Annotated in this window: 11 protein-coding genes and 1 rRNA gene; 5 read left to right on the top strand and 7 right to left on the bottom strand. The window is 72.6% G+C overall.

Going from position 1 to position 14,214, the window contains the following annotated elements; translation table 11 throughout:
* Nucleotides 1-141: 141 nt before the first annotated feature.
* The 6 genes from raiA to mtnA all read right to left on the bottom strand — a co-directional run bounded on the left by raiA (nt 142) and on the right by mtnA (nt 8,079).
* Nucleotides 142-834 (bottom strand): ribosome-associated translation inhibitor RaiA, encoded by a 693-nt coding sequence (raiA, locus tag AB0927_RS00060; protein ID WP_366665157.1) that lies wholly within the window; start codon nt 832-834, stop codon nt 142-144.
* Nucleotides 835-1,150: 316 nt separating this feature from the next.
* Entirely contained in the window at nt 1,151-2,014 is an 864-nt protein-coding gene (locus AB0927_RS00055; RefSeq protein ID WP_366665156.1) for a ComF family protein, read from the bottom strand.
* A 119-nt stretch (nt 2,015-2,133) separates the two neighbouring features.
* On the bottom strand, nt 2,134-3,969 hold the full coding sequence (locus AB0927_RS00050) for an LpqB family beta-propeller domain-containing protein (protein ID WP_366665155.1): 1,836 nt from the start codon (nt 3,967-3,969) through the stop codon (nt 2,134-2,136).
* Nucleotides 3,959-6,100 (bottom strand): MtrAB system histidine kinase MtrB, encoded by a 2,142-nt coding sequence (gene mtrB / locus AB0927_RS00045; RefSeq protein ID WP_366665154.1) that lies wholly within the window; start codon nt 6,098-6,100, stop codon nt 3,959-3,961. Before mtrB ends, AB0927_RS00050 begins: the two co-directional genes overlap by 11 nt.
* Before the next feature lies 1 nt (nt 6,101).
* The gene (mtrA, locus tag AB0927_RS00040) at nt 6,102-6,791 is read right to left on the bottom strand and encodes a two-component system response regulator MtrA (RefSeq protein WP_187282414.1); all 690 of its coding nucleotides are present in this window, start codon (nt 6,789-6,791) and stop codon (nt 6,102-6,104) included.
* 145 nt (nt 6,792-6,936) lie between these two features.
* The gene (mtnA, locus tag AB0927_RS00035) at nt 6,937-8,079 is read right to left on the bottom strand and encodes an S-methyl-5-thioribose-1-phosphate isomerase (RefSeq protein WP_366665153.1); all 1,143 of its coding nucleotides are present in this window, start codon (nt 8,077-8,079) and stop codon (nt 6,937-6,939) included.
* Between the two features lie 140 nt (nt 8,080-8,219).
* Between mtnA and AB0927_RS00030 the strand changes: the two genes are divergently transcribed.
* The 5 genes from AB0927_RS00030 to AB0927_RS00010 all read left to right on the top strand — a co-directional run bounded on the left by AB0927_RS00030 (nt 8,220) and on the right by AB0927_RS00010 (nt 13,854).
* Nucleotides 8,220-9,581 (top strand): hypothetical protein, encoded by a 1,362-nt coding sequence (locus AB0927_RS00030; protein ID WP_366665152.1) that lies wholly within the window; start codon nt 8,220-8,222, stop codon nt 9,579-9,581.
* A gap of 73 nt (nt 9,582-9,654) precedes the next feature.
* Nucleotides 9,655-10,368 (top strand): DUF4129 domain-containing protein, encoded by a 714-nt coding sequence (locus tag AB0927_RS00025; protein WP_366665517.1) that lies wholly within the window; start codon nt 9,655-9,657, stop codon nt 10,366-10,368.
* On the top strand, nt 10,365-11,555 hold the full coding sequence (locus AB0927_RS00020; RefSeq protein ID WP_366665151.1) for a DUF4350 domain-containing protein: 1,191 nt from the start codon (nt 10,365-10,367) through the stop codon (nt 11,553-11,555). The genes AB0927_RS00025 and AB0927_RS00020 overlap by 4 nt, the downstream gene beginning before the upstream one ends.
* The gene (locus AB0927_RS00015; protein ID WP_366665150.1) at nt 11,552-12,544 is read left to right on the top strand and encodes a MoxR family ATPase; all 993 of its coding nucleotides are present in this window, start codon (nt 11,552-11,554) and stop codon (nt 12,542-12,544) included. Before AB0927_RS00020 ends, AB0927_RS00015 begins: the two co-directional genes overlap by 4 nt.
* A complete protein-coding gene (locus tag AB0927_RS00010; RefSeq protein ID WP_366665149.1) occupies nt 12,544-13,854 on the top strand; it encodes a DUF58 domain-containing protein in 1,311 nt (436 codons plus the stop codon). The genes AB0927_RS00015 and AB0927_RS00010 overlap by 1 nt, the downstream gene beginning before the upstream one ends.
* Before the next feature lie 101 nt (nt 13,855-13,955).
* Here AB0927_RS00010 and rrf read toward each other — a convergent pair.
* A 5S ribosomal RNA gene (gene rrf / locus AB0927_RS00005) occupies nt 13,956-14,072 on the bottom strand.
* Nucleotides 14,073-14,214 lie beyond the last annotated feature (142 nt).

The following is a 14,214-nucleotide window of genomic DNA, read 5'->3' as shown; positions in this document are numbered from 1 at the left end:
CCCACCGGTTGGGCCCTTGCGGCCATGATTTCATGCCGGAACGACACCGAGGCGCCGTGCGCGGCGTGAACTGGTCGCACGCTGGTGCCCCGGGGGCGCACGCGCGCTCCAGGGGCACCGGTTCGGCTGCGGCCCGGGCGGTCAGCCGCCCAGCGTGCCCCCTGCCGCTGGGGGCTGCGCCTCGGCGACCATCGGGTCCGTACTGAGGTGGATCACGCCGTAGTCGTAGGCGTGGCGCCGGTAGACGACGCTCGGTTCCTTCGTCTCGGAGTCGACGAACAAGTAGAAGTCGTGGCCGACCAGTTCCATCTCGTAGAGGGCCTGGTCCAGGCTCATCGGGGAGGCGACGTGGGTCTTCTCGCGGACGACCAGGGGGCCTTCGCCCTTGACCTCCAACGAGCCGATCTTCGTGGTCGGCACTCCGTCCGTCTCTTCCTCCCCCACCGGGAGGCCGTTTCCGTTCAGCGTCGCCGCGCCCGGGACGTGGTCGGGGACCTCGGCCGCCGAGATCCGGCGTGCGCCGCGACGCGAGAACCGCTTGTCGTGCTGCTTGCGCAGCCGCGCGTCCAGCTTCTCCGCCGCCATGTCGAGTGCCGCGTACGGGTCACTTGCCGCCGCCTCCGCCCGGATCACCGGACCACGGGAGCGGAGCGTGATCTCCACTCGGTCGCAGCGGTCGGCCTGACGAGGATTGGGCTCCTTGGACACCTCGACGTCGAGGCTGATCACCTTGCCATCGAGCTTCTGGATCTTCTCCAGCTTCAGCTTCTCGGCCACGTGCTTGCGGAACCGGTCGGGCACCTCGGTCTTGCGGCCTTTGACGACGATGTCCACGCAGAACTCCGTTCCCGGATCGCTCCGCTGTTTCGGCGGAGCATCTCCCTTTTGCACCAGGGGCCCGGTGAGCACCGGACCTCGGACTCGGTGACGTCCACCTCCTCCTCCCCCAGGGGCGGGGTCTCCACCCCACCGGCGCGGGTGATTGCGGAAAACCCGCAGCACGGCATTCGGATATGAGAGGTGTGGCCTGCGCCTCTTTCCTCACAACCGAACATATCTCGCCCGGACGGATGTCGTCACCCTCTACCGCGACGTACCTCCGTTCAGGTCAATTAACCCTCTCACTACCTGCAACGATGCAGGTCTGCGGTCAGTTCCTGTTCATTTCGAAAGAATTCGCAGGAGCGGCGATCACCGCCGCGTGCAGCGGCGGACGAAGGGCGTTCACCGCAGCCTTTTTCGCTGCACCATGCACCCACTGCCCCTTCTCCGGTCGTGCCCCGGCGCTTCGTTCCTCCCTTCCTTCCCGAGTTGCGTTCTCGTACACGGCCCCCGGCTCCCCGATTCTCAGGGCCCGCGCCGCCTCCGCGAGACTGGCCCCGGTGGTGACGAGGTCGTCGACGAGCACCACCCGGCCGCCGGCGAGCAGCCGGTCCCCGCCCGCCGTCACCTCCAGCGCGCCGGCGAGGTTCGCCAGGCGCCGCCGCGCGTCCAGCCCCGCCTGGTCCGCCACGGGCCTGCGCTGGCGCAGCACCGCCGCCACCCTGGCCGGCGTCCCGGTGCGCCGCAGTTCCCCGGCCGCCGCGAGCGCCATCCGCCGTACCGGATCGTGCCCCCGTGCCCGCACGGCCCACCGGGCGGAGGGCACGGGGACGAGCACGACGGTCCCCGCAGTACCAGCCCGCCAAGCCCCGTTCGCCGGTGCGCGGGACCCGGTCGACGCACCGAGACCCGCCCGCACGGCCCCCGCGAGAGCCGTGCCCAGCGCCCCCGTGAGCGTCAGCGCGCCCCTCTCCTTGTGGGCGAGAAGAAGCGCGCGCACCGCGTCCGCGTACGGAGCCGACGCGTACACCACCGGCAGCCCGGGCGGCTCCGGCAGCGGCCGCACCCGCCGCGGCGCGCCCGGGGCCAGCGCGGTCCGGCAGCGCGCGCAGAGCGTCGTACGAGGTGCTCCGCAGCCCGCGCAGTCGGTCGGCAGCACCAGGTCGGTGAGGTCCCGCCACCACCCCCGCATGACCACCACTGTGCCAAGGCCGGGGCCGGCCCACCACCCCTGTGGACAACGGCCTGTGGACAACTCGCGCAGCCCCCCACAGGCCCGTGGCTCAGCCCGGACAGGTCAGCACGGGCAGGTCAGCCCGGATAGACCGGCGCCGTCCCGTCCTTGTCCACCTTCTGCCACTGCGCCCCGCTCGGCAGCCGGACGATCCCGTCGTCCGAGTAGGCCACCAGCGGCACCCGTTCGCTCTCGGACGCGGCGATCGCCTTCAACCCCGGCAGCGCGCCGGGCGCCGGACCGTCGAGCGTGGCACCGTCGACCTGCACGTACCGCATCTGCTGCACGCCGCCCTGCTCCTGGCCGACGACCAGCAGCCTGCTGTCCCCGGCCCAGGTCATGGCGCTGACCTCCTCCAGGTCGGGCGCGGCGGAACGGAGCCCGACCACCGAGGGCGCCTCCCCGGTCCGGTCCCCGTGCTCGATCCGGCCGATCTGCAGGGACTGCTTGCCGTCCTTCTCCACGACCAGCGCGACCCGCACGCCGTCGGCGGCCACCCGGACGTCCTTGATACGGCCGGGCAGGTCCGGGACGGTGACCTTCTCCGCCCTGTCGGCGCCGTGCTCCACGACGTACAGGCCGGTGTCCTGCGGGTCGCGGTCGGCCACCCAGAGGTCGCCGCGGGCGTCCCAGCTCGGCGTGGTCAGCCGATCGGCGGGCGTCGGGCCGTGGCTGGTGACCAGCGCGTCGCCGAGCGAGCCGTCCAGGGCCAGCGACGTCACACGCAGCGACGTGCCGTCGCCGTCGACCGCCGCCACGCTGTGTTCGTCCCGCGACACCGCCACCGACTGCAGCGTCCTGTCACCCTCGCCGAGTGCGCCCGGCACCTGCACGGACCCGGTGCCGGTACTCGCGGTCGGCATCCGCACCAGCCGGTGCTTGCCGTCGACGTAGTACAGGTATTCGGGCCGCTTCGCCGAGCCGTGCCATGCCTCGGACTCGGCGCGCTCCTCGGTCAGCTCGCACAGCTGGCCGCCGCCGGTGCCCCGCAGATCGACGGACTCCAGGGTCGGTGCCAGGTTCCGCAGCATGAACAGCAGCTGGGTGGCCATCTCGGTGCACGTGGACTCCGCGATGCGCGAATCCTTGAGGTTCAGCGGCACCGTCAGCCTGTTCTGGTCGTCCGGCGCCAGCCCTGACACGCCCTTCTGCAGGGCCGTGCCGGTCGGGAAGCTGGAGCGCACCACCGGCCGGAGCCAGGTGGACGGCCCCTTCAGCAGCGAACGGACCATCTGCGTCATCGGGTCGACCTTGCTGCGCACGAAGACCGGATCGGCGACCGCCACCGGCTCCCCGGCCGCCGCCCCGAGCGGCGTCCCGGAGGCGAAGTAGTACTTGTCGACGGACGTGTAGTTGCGCTGGAAGTCCGACTTGCCCATGACCACGCCGTCGGGCAGCTCGTCGATGCGCCACTGCCCGGTCTTGCCGTCCCGGGTGAGATGCACCTTCTTGCGGTAGGTGCCGGTCGCGGGCTGGTAGGCCTGCTCAGCGTCGACCGTGGCCACCCGGGCGCCGGTCAGCACACAGGTGACGCTGTTGGCCGCCTCCCGGTTGCCCGCACGGCAGTCGGTCTCGATGCTCGGCCCGTTCGCGAGGACGGTGGCCGACTGCTCCGGTCGCCAGGTACGCGCGGCATCGCTCGCCAGGTACTTGCGCGCCGTGTCGTACGCCGGGTCGTCGCTGGTCAGCGCCTCCAGGAAGCCCTGCATGATCTCGCCCGGGTTGGCGTCCTCGGCGGGCGGCATGGCGAACACCCGTACCCCGGTGTCCTGCCGGGGCGTGGACTCCACGTCCCGCAGATCGCCGCTGTCGGGCATCGAGGCGCACCCGGCCAGCAGAACGGCCCCCAAGGCGGTGTACGCCGCCGCGCGCCACGGTCGTCGCCCGGCGCCCCCCTCGCGGTCAGCGCCCACGAAATGCCTCCCCTGGCTCGGTCGAATCCCCTGGCCGTGCCTGTTCCTGGCCCGCCCCCTGCCCCGGCTCCTGGCGGACGGCCGGTGCGTCCGGCGCCGAGTCCGCGGCGGGCCGCTCCTCCGGGCGCCGCACGGACCCCGTGGGCCGGGGCACCACGCGCGCCCCGTTGCCGGGCAGGGCGGTCGGATCGGCGGCGGGGCTCGCGGCGGGCCGCCGGGGCGCGATGGGGGCGCCCGCCGGCAGCGCGGACGCGGGACCACCGCGCTGCTGCGCCGGAACGGTCGCCCGCCTCTCAGCGCGGGGCGTCCCGGAATCGTCGGGGTGCCGGTTGCGGCGCGCGTCCTTGGGCTCCAGCGGTATCGGCGAGCCCCGCAGTGGCTCGTCCGCGGTCCTGGGCAGCGTCAGCCGGAACTGCGAACCGCCGCCCGGCTCGCCCCAGGCCTGCAGCCAGCCGCCGTGCAGCCGCGCGTCCTCCAGGGCGATCGACAGCCCGAGACCGGTGCCCCCGGTGGTACGGGCACGGGCCGGATCGGCCCGCCAGAAGCGGCTGAACACCCGGGTCGCCTCGCCCGGCTTGAGCCCGACGCCGTAGTCGCGCACCGCGACGGCGACCGCGCCACCCGCGGCGGCCAGCCTGACGATGACGTCCTTGCCCTCGCCGTGCTCGACGGCATTGACGACGAGATTGCGCAGCACCCGCTCCACGCGCCGGGCGTCGGCCTCCGCGACCACGGGCTGCAGATCGCCGACCACCCGTATCCGCGTGCCCTTGCGCTCGGCGAGCGGCTCGGCGCCGCCCACCACGCGCCGCACGACCTCCCTGAGGTCGATCGGCTCGGCCTCCAGCGCCGCCGCGCCCGCGTCGAAGCGGCTGATCTCCAGCAGATCCGCGAGCAGCGACTCGAAGCGGTCCAGCTGGTCGGCGAGCAGCTCGGCGGAGCGCGCGGTCACCGGGTCGAAGTCCCCGCGTGCCTCATGGATGACGTCGGCGGCCATACGGACGGTCGTCAGCGGGGTGCGCAGCTCGTGCGAGACGTCCGAGACGAACCGGCGCTGCATCCGCGACAGGTCCTCCAGCTGCTGGATCTTGCCCTGGAGGTTCTGCGCCATCTTGTTGAAGGCCTCGCCCAGACGGGCGATGTCGTCCTCGCCGGTGACCTTCATCCGTTCCTGGAGCCGCCCGGCGGACAGCCGCTCGGCGATCCCGGCCGCCATCCGCACCGGCGTGACGACCTGCCGCACCACCAGCCAGGCGATGGCCCCGAGCAGGACGACGACGAACAGCCCGGCGGTCGCCAGGGTGCCCTTGACCAGGCTCAGGGACTTCTCTTCCTGCGTGAGCGGGAAGAGGTAGTACAGCTCGTACGGTCGCCCGTTCGGGTCGTTGACCTGCTTGCCGATGACCAGCGCGGGCTGCGAGTCCTTGCCGTTGGAGTAGATGATGCGCGTGTAGCTCTGGGCGGCCGTCGTGCCGCTGTTCACCCGCTCGCGCAGGTCGGCGGGGACGCTGGAATTCGGGTTGACGTTGCCGGAGCCGCGCGGGCTGCGGCCGCCGCCGCTGTCGTCGCCGACGGGCAGCGTCACCACGTCGAAGGCGCCCGCGCCGCCGCTGGACAGCGACTCCACGAGGTCGCTCATCCACTGGATGACGTTCTGCGTCGGGCGTCCGTCCGCGCCGGCGGTGTCGTCCGTACCGCCGTCGGCGGTGCCGGGCGTGGTACCGGTACCCGTGCCGTTGGTGCCCGCCGCCTCGTCGGCGCGCTGCTTGGCCACCGCGAAGCCGCCCGTGGCCTGGCTCTGCGAGGCGCGTACCTTCGCGTCCAGCAGGCCGTTGCGCACCTGCCCGATCACGACGAAGCCGAGCAGCAGGACGACGCCCAGCGACATCACCAACGTGGTGGCGACGACCCTGAGCTGGATATTGCGCCGCCACAGCCGCATCACCGGCAGCAACGGCCTGCGCACCCAGCGCAGGAGGAGCCGCAGGACCGGACTGCCCTGCACCCCGCCCTGCATCAGTCCGCCCTCGAAGAGTCGCCTGAAGCGCGCACCCGCCGCCGTCCGGCCGACAGGCCGCTTCGGACGGTCCCCGGGCAGGCCGGATCCCGAAGCGGCGCTGTCCCCGGACATGTCAGCTCGGTCCGGCCTTGTAACCGACACCACGGACGGTCACCACGATCTCCGGCCGTTCCGGGTCCTTCTCGACCTTGGAGCGCAGCCGCTGGACATGCACGTTGACGAGGCGGGTGTCGGCGGCGTGACGGTAACCCCACACCTGTTCGAGCAATACCTCGCGGGTGAAGACCTGCCAGGGCTTGCGGGCGAGCGCGACCAGCAGGTCGAACTCCAGCGGGGTCAGCGCGATCGACTGCCCCTCCCGCTTCACCGAGTGCCCGGCCACGTCGATGACCAGGTCACCGATGGTCAGCTGCTCAGGCGCCGGCTCCTCGGAGCGCCGCAGTCGCGCCCGGATCCGCGCCACCAGCTCCTTCGGCTTGAACGGCTTGACGATGTAGTCGTCCGCGCCCGACTCCAGGCCCACCACGACGTCCACGGTGTCGCTCTTGGCCGTGAGCATCACGATCGGCACGCCGGACTCGGCCCGGATCAGCCGGCACACCTCGATGCCGTCCCGTCCGGGCAGCATCAGGTCGAGCAGCACCAAGTCGGGCTTGGCCTCACGGAACGCGGCCAGCGCCTTGTCGCCGTCAGCTACGAAAGACGGCTCAAAACCTTCACCACGCAGCACGATGCCGAGCATCTCGGCCAGTGCGGTGTCGTCGTCGACGACAAGGACTCGTCCCTTCATAAACGACATCATCCCATTCTCGTAACAGTGACAGAGGCGCTGGTGAGCGAGGTCACTGGCCGGTGACGATAGTCGTACGGAGCCGTCACTGTCTGCCCAGGCCGTCTCACCGGGCGGCCCGCGGCGCCGGCTCCGCATCCCGGCGCCGCGTTTCCGGTCAGCCGATCGCCGCCTCACGCGCCCGCTCGCACACTCCAGCGAGCGTCTCACTCGACACGGGCGTGACGGCCCCCTCCTCGGTGACGATGGCCGTCACCAGCTCCGGCGGCGTCACATCGAACGCCGGGTTGTACGCCTGCGTCCCCAGCGGCGCCACCGGGATCCCGCCGCCCGGCCCGGTCACCTGCGCCTGCGGGGCCATCACCTCGGTCACCTCGAAGCCGGGACGCTGCTCGACCTCGATGGACGCGCCGTCGGGGGTGTCCGGATCGATCGTGGTCAGCGGCGCCACCACGATGAACGGCACCCCGTGGTGGCGCGCGAGCACGGCGAGCGGATAGCTGCCCACCTTGTTCGCCACGGAGCCGTCCGCCGCGATCCGGTCCGCCCCGATCAGCACCGCGTCCACCTCACCCGCCGCGAACAGCGAGCCCGCCGCATTGTCGGTGAGCAGGGTGTACGCCATGCCGTTGCGGGCCGCCTCGTACGCCGTCAGGCGCGCGCCCTGGAGCAGCGGACGCGTCTCGTCCACCCACAGCCTGCGCAGCCGCCCCGCACGATGGGCCGCGAGCGCCACCGCCAGAGCGGTGCCCTCACCGCCCGAAACCAGCGCCCCGGTGTTGCAGTGGGTGAGGATCCGGTGCCCGCCGCCGGGCACCAGTTCGTCCAGCAGCGCCAGGCCATGGGCCGCCATCCGGGCGCTGGCCTCGGCGTCCTGCCGGTGCAGCGTCCGCGCCGCGGCCAGCGCCGCCACGGCCGCGGCGGCCGGGTCGCCGCTGCCGGCCAGCTCGGCCTCGTACGCGGCCCGTGCCCGGCGCACGCCGACGGACAGGTTCACCGCAGTGGGCCTGGCCTCCTCGATGGAGCGCGCCGCCTCGGGCACGTCGAAGCCCCGCGCGGCGGCGAGCGCGACGCCATACGCCCCCGCGATCCCGAGCAGCGGCGCCCCGCGCACGGCGAGCGAACGGATCGCCTCCACCAGCGCCGGCGCGTCCGTGCACACCAGCTCGACCTCCTCCACGGGAAGCCTCGTCTGATCGAGAAGGACCAGCACAGGACCTTCGGGTGGTTCCTCCCATCGGATCGCCGGTATACCGGACGGCCGTTCGTCCCCGCCGCTTCGTGCCTGATGATCAGCCATGCGGTCAGTCTGCCCTGGAGACTGCGGGCAACTGAAGACATCCGGCCCGCCCCTCGCCCCGCCCTGACGTCACCGCCCCATGGCACGATGTCCACCAACCTGCCGCCGCGACCGCGGACGGGCACCGAGAAGGAGCTCCGATGACAGACACTCCGGGCTGGGCCTCGCCCGGATCCGACCCGACGCCCGAGGGACAGGAACCCGGCACGTCCGACACCGCCGACCAGCCCGGAAACGGTGCCGGCGCGCCCACCCCGCAGCCGGGCCCGCAACCGGGCCCTCAGCCGCAGGGCCCAGGCGCGCAGTGGTCCCCCCAGCAGCCGCCACCCGGCCAGTGGTCCGCGCCCACGGGTGCCCCCGGCCAGACCCCGCCGCCTGGCCCCGGTTGGGGCGGCCCCCAGCCGGGCACACCCGGCGGCGGTTACGGAGGCCCCCCTGGCTACGGCGGTGGTTACGGCGTCCCCGGCGGCTACGGAGCCTGGGGCGGCGGCTGGGGCGGTCCCCCGCCCGCGGCCAAGCCCGGCGTCATCCCGCTGCGCCCGCTCGGCGTCGGCGAGATCCTCGACGGTGCCGTCTCCACCCTGCGCACCTACTGGCGCACGGTCCTCGGCATATCCCTGACGCTCGCACTGGTCACGGAGATCATCTCGGTCCTCGTCCAGGGCCTCTTCCTGAACAACGCCGCCACCCGGGCCTCCCTCAACGACCCGACGGTCACGCCCACCGAAGCCCTCCGCATCATGGGCGAGTCCTTCCTCAGTTCCATCATCCTGGGCCTGATCACCGTGATCGGCACGCTCATCGCCACCGCGATGCTGACGAGCGTGACCAGCCGCGCCGTCCTCGGCAGGCCGGCCACCCTGGGCGAGGCCTGGCGGGAGGCCCGCCCGCAGCTGTGGAAGCTGTTCGGACAGCTGCTCCTGCTCGCCCTCATGGGCTTCGGAATCATGCTGGTCGCCTCGGTGCCCGGCATCATCGGCTTCCTCGGCGGCAGCCGGGGCGCCGGAATCGCACTCCTGATCCTCGGCTTCCTCGCCGGGATGGTCGTGCTCGTGTGGCTGACGGTGCGCTTCTCCCTGGCCGCACCCGCGCTGATGCTGGAGAAGCAGGGCATCATGCAGTCCCTGCGCCGCTCCACGAAGCTGGTGCACGGCTCCTGGTGGCGCATCCTCGGCATCCAGCTGCTCGCCGGGCTCATCGTCGGCGTCGTCAGGGTGCTGATCTCGATCCCCTTCACCGTGATCGCCCTGATCGCGAGCGACGACGGCCTGTCCGGCCTGCTGGGTCAGAACGGCGGACACGTCGGCTGGACCTTCCTGACGATCATCGGGATCGGCGCGGTGATCGGCACCACCATCACCCTGCCGATCTCCGCCTGCGTCACCGTGTTCCTCTACATCGACCAGCGCATCCGCCGCGAGGGCCTCGACCTCGAACTGGCCCGCGCCGCCGGTGTCCAGGGCGCCCCCACCGGCACCCCCGGCCCCGTCCCGGGGAGCTGACGGGGTGCTCTTCACGGGGGGATCGTTCACGGCGCCGGGTCCGCCCGGCGCCGTGGCCACAGTCGTACACGGCCTGCTGCGCGCCTCGGGCGCGTCCGCCCTCACTGCCGCAGGCCCGGGGGACGGCCCGGCGGTGGCCATCCCGCGCGACCCCGCCCGCGAGGCGGCCCGGCGCGAACTGGCCAAGCGCATGTACCACGAGAACGACCCCGGCCTGTTCGAGCGCGCCCTGAAGGCGCTCGCGAACTGGCTCGACGGCCTGTTCGGCAGCGCCGCCGCGCCGATGCCCGGCGGCGCGGTCGGCCTGTGGGTCGTGGTCCTCTTCATCGTCGCCGTCCTGGCCGCCCTGTGGTGGCGGCTGGGCACCCCGCAGCGCCGCCCCACCCGCTCCGCCGCCGTCCTGTTCGACGACGGTCCGCGCAGCGCCGCCGAACACCGCGCGGCCAGCGAGGCACACGCCGCCCAGGGCCACTGGAGCCAGGCCGTCCAGGAGCGCATGCGCGCCATCGTCCGCGCCCTGGAAGAGCGCACCGTGCTCGACATCCGTCCCGGGCGCACCGCCGACGAGGCAGCCGCCGAGGCCGGCCGCTCCCTGCCCACACACACCGACCGGCTCCGCGCCGCCGCCCGGGAGTTCGACGACGTGACGTACGGCGGACGCGCCGCGAGCGAGCAGGCGTACCACCGCCTCGCCGAACTCGACCGCGACCTGGAACGAACCAGGCCCGCCCACGCCGACAGCACGGCCGACACGGCCCACAGCACCAGCCAGGGGGCCGCCGGATGACCGCCGAGGCCGCGCCGCCGACCACCTCCACCGCGCCCACGGCCCGCACGGTGTGGACCCGGACGCGAGGCATCGCCCTCGCCGTCGTGCTGCTCCTGGCCGCGGCCGTCGCCATGGCCGCCGTACGCTCCACCGAGCGACACGGCGAGCTGGACCCGCGCTCCGCCGACGCCTATGGCAGCCACGCCGTCGCCCAGCTGCTGGCCGACCGAGGGGTCACCACGCGCGTGGTCACCACCCTGCGCGCCGCCCGCGCCGCCGCCGGCCCCGACACCACCCTCCTGGTCGCCGTCCCCGACCGGCTCACCAGCGGCCAGCAGACCGAACTGCACCGGGCGACCGCGCCCTCCGGCGGGCGCACCGTCCTCGTCGCGGCGAGCGGCTGGTCCGTCGGCCGGCTCGCCCCCGGGGTCAGTGCCGACCCCGCCGACAGCCTCGGCTCCACCCTGGCCCCCGGCTGCCCCCTGCCTGAGGCCCGGCGCGCAGGCAGCGCCGACACCGGCGGGGTCCGCTACACCACCACGCGGCCCGACGCCGACTCCTGCTACCCCAGCGACCGGCTCGCCACCCTGCTGCGTATCCCGGCCGCGTCCGGAGGCGACACCGTCCTGCTCGGCGCGCCCGACATCCTCTACAACGACCGCCTCGACGAACAGGGCAACGCCTCGCTCGCCCTGCAACTCCTCGGCTCCCGCCCCCATCTGGTCTGGTACCTCCCCTCGCTCTCCGACGCCCCCGCCGCCGACAGCGACCGCAAGAGCTTCCTCGATCTGATCCCCTCGGGCTGGCTGTGGGCCACCTTGCAGCTGTTCATCGCGGCCGTGCTAGCCGCCTTCTGGCGGGGACGCCGCTTCGGCCCCCTGGTGCCCGAACGACTCCCCGTCGCGATCCGGGCCTCCGAGACCGCCGAAGGCCGCGCCCGCCTCTACCGCAAGGCCAACGCCCGCGACCGCGCGGCCGCCGCGCTGCGCTCCGCTGCCCGCACCCGCCTCGCGCCGCTCGCCGGGGTGCCCGTCGCCCAGGCGCACGCGCCCGAGGCGCTGCTCCCCGCCCTGTCCGCCCGTCTCGCCGGCGACGGACAGGACCTGCGCTCTCTGCTCTTCGGGCCGCCGCCCGGCGACGACACGGCCCTGATCACCCTGACCGACCAACTCGACGCCCTCGAAAGAGAGGTACGCCGTTCATGACGGATCCGACCACCGACAACGCCGGGCTGACCAAGGCCGCGGACGACCCCCGCGCCTCCCTGGAAACCCTGCGCGCCGAGATCGCCAAAGCCGTGGTCGGCCAGGACCCCGCCGTGACCGGTCTCGTCGTCGCCCTCCTGTGCCGCGGGCACGTCCTGCTCGAAGGCGTCCCCGGAGTCGCCAAGACGCTGCTCGTGCGCGCCCTCGCCTCCGCCCTCGAACTCGACACCAAACGCGTCCAGTTCACCCCCGATCTGATGCCGAGCGACGTCACCGGCTCCCTCGTCTACGACACCCGCACCGCCGAGTTCTCCTTCCAGCCCGGCCCGGTCTTCACCAATCTCCTGCTCGCGGACGAGATCAACCGCACCCCGCCCAAGACCCAGTCCTCCCTCCTGGAGGCCATGGAGGAGCGCCAGGTCACGGTCGACGGCACGCCCCGCCCCCTCCCCGAGCCGTTCCTCGTCGCCGCCACGCAGAACCCGGTCGAGTACGAGGGCACCTATCCCCTTCCCGAGGCCCAGCTGGACCGTTTCCTACTCAAGCTGACGATCCCGCTGCCCTCCCGCGAGAACGAGATCGACGTCCTCACCCGCCACGCCTCGGGCTTCGACCCCCGTGATCTGCGCGCCGCAGGCATACGTCCCGTCGCCGGCCCCGCCGACCTAGCAGCGGCCCGCGCATCGGTCGCCGCGACGACCGTCTCCCCGGAGATCACGGCCTACGTCGTCGATATCTGCCGTGCCACTCGCGAATCCCCTTCCCTCACCATGGGTGTGTCCCCGCGGGGGGCCACCGCCCTTCTGTCCACCGCTCGTGCCTGGGCCTGGCTGACGGGCCGGGATTACGTCATCCCGGACGACGTCAAGGCCCTTGCCCTGCCGACCCTGCGCCACCGCGTCCAGCTGCGCCCCGAGGCGGAGATGGAAGGCGTGACGGCCGACTCCGTCATCAACGCCGTCCTCGCCCACGTCCCGGTTCCCCGCTGATGGCGCTCACCGGACGCGCCGCCCTGCTCGCGGCCCTCGGCTCCATCCCGGTCGGCATCCTGGAACCGAGCTGGACGGGCCTCCTCGCGGTCAACGGCCCGCTGGCCCTGGCCTGCGCCTGCGACTTCGCGCTGGCCGCGCCCGTGCGAAACCTGGTCCTCAACCGCTCCGGCGACACCACCGCCCGGCTCGGTGAGGGCGCCGATGTCACCCTCACGGTCGCCAATCCGTCGCGCCGCACGCTGCGGGCACGGCTCCGGGACGGCTGGCCGCCCAGCAGCTGGCTTCCCGGGACGGAGGTCGAGTCGTCCCGGCACCAGCTGACCGTGCCCTCGGGCGAACGCAGGCGGGTGACCACCCGGCTGCACCCCACCCGCCGAGGCGACCGCCAGGCGGACCGTGTGACGATCCGCTCCTACGGCCCCCTCGGGCTGTTCTCCCGCCAGGGCGCCCATCGTGTGCCCTGGTCTGTACGGGTTCTGCCCCCGTTCACGAGCCGCAAGCATCTTCCTTCGAAACTCGCTCGGTTGCGTGAACTCGACGGTCGTACAAGCGTATTGACGCGCGGCGAAGGAACCGAGTTCGACAGCCTTCGCGAGTACGTCCCCGGCGACGACACCCGCTCGATCGACTGGCGGGCCACCGCCCGGCAGTCCGCGGTCGCCGTACGCACCTGGCGCCCCGAACGCGACCGCCACATTCTTCTTGTCCTGGATACCGGCCGCACCTCGGCCGGGCGGGTGGGCGACGCCCCGCGCCTGGACGCGGCCATGGACGCGGCACTCCTCCTCGCGGCGCTCGCCTCCCGGGCCGGCGATCGCGTGGATCTGCTCGCCTACGACCGCCGGGTACGCGCCCTGGTCCAGGGCCGCTCCGCGAACGAGCTGCTGCCCTCACTCGTCGGCGCGATGGCCACGCTCGAACCGGAACTCGTGGAGACCGACAACCGGGGCCTGACCTCCATGGCGCTTCGCACGGCGCCGCGGCGTTCCCTGATCGTCCTGCTCACGACGCTGGACGCGGCACCGGTGGAGCAGGGACTGCTCCCTGTACTCCCCCAGCTCACGCACCGCCATACGGTCCTGGTCGCCGCGGTGGCCGATCCGCACATCGCCCGCATGGCGAAGGCCCGGGGCAGCGCGGAATCGGTTTACGAGGCGGCTGCCGCCGCCCAGGCACAGAACGAACGACAGCGCACCGCGGACAAGTTGCGCCGGCACGGGGTCACCGTGGTCGACGCGACCCCGGAGAACCTGGCGCCGGTTCTGGCGGACGCGTATCTGGCCCTGAAGGCGGCGGGTCGACTCTGAGCGGCGCCGACCCACCGCCCTTCCGGGCAGCACACTGACGGAAAACTCCCCTGAACGCAGAAAACCCCCGCACCAGAGGTGCGGGGGTTTCCCCAAAAATTGTTCGGCGGCGTCCTACTCTCCCACAGGGTCCCCCCTGCAGTACCATCGGCGCTGAAAGGCTTAGCTTCCGGGTTCGGAATGTAACCGGGCGTTTCCCTAACGCTATAACCACCGAAACACTATGAAACTGACAACCGAATGGCTGTTCGTGGTTTCAGAACCAACACAGTGGACGCGAGCAACTGAGGACAAGCCCTCGGCCTATTAGTACCGGTCACCTCCACCAGTTACCTGGCTTCCAGATCCGGCCTATCAACC

Source organism: Streptomyces sp. NPDC048106 (genome assembly GCF_040706415.1).
GTDB lineage: Bacteria > Actinomycetota > Actinomycetes > Streptomycetales > Streptomycetaceae > Streptomyces.
Note: the sequence above shows the minus strand (reverse complement) of the source record. Positions and strands in the feature narration are given on the sequence as shown.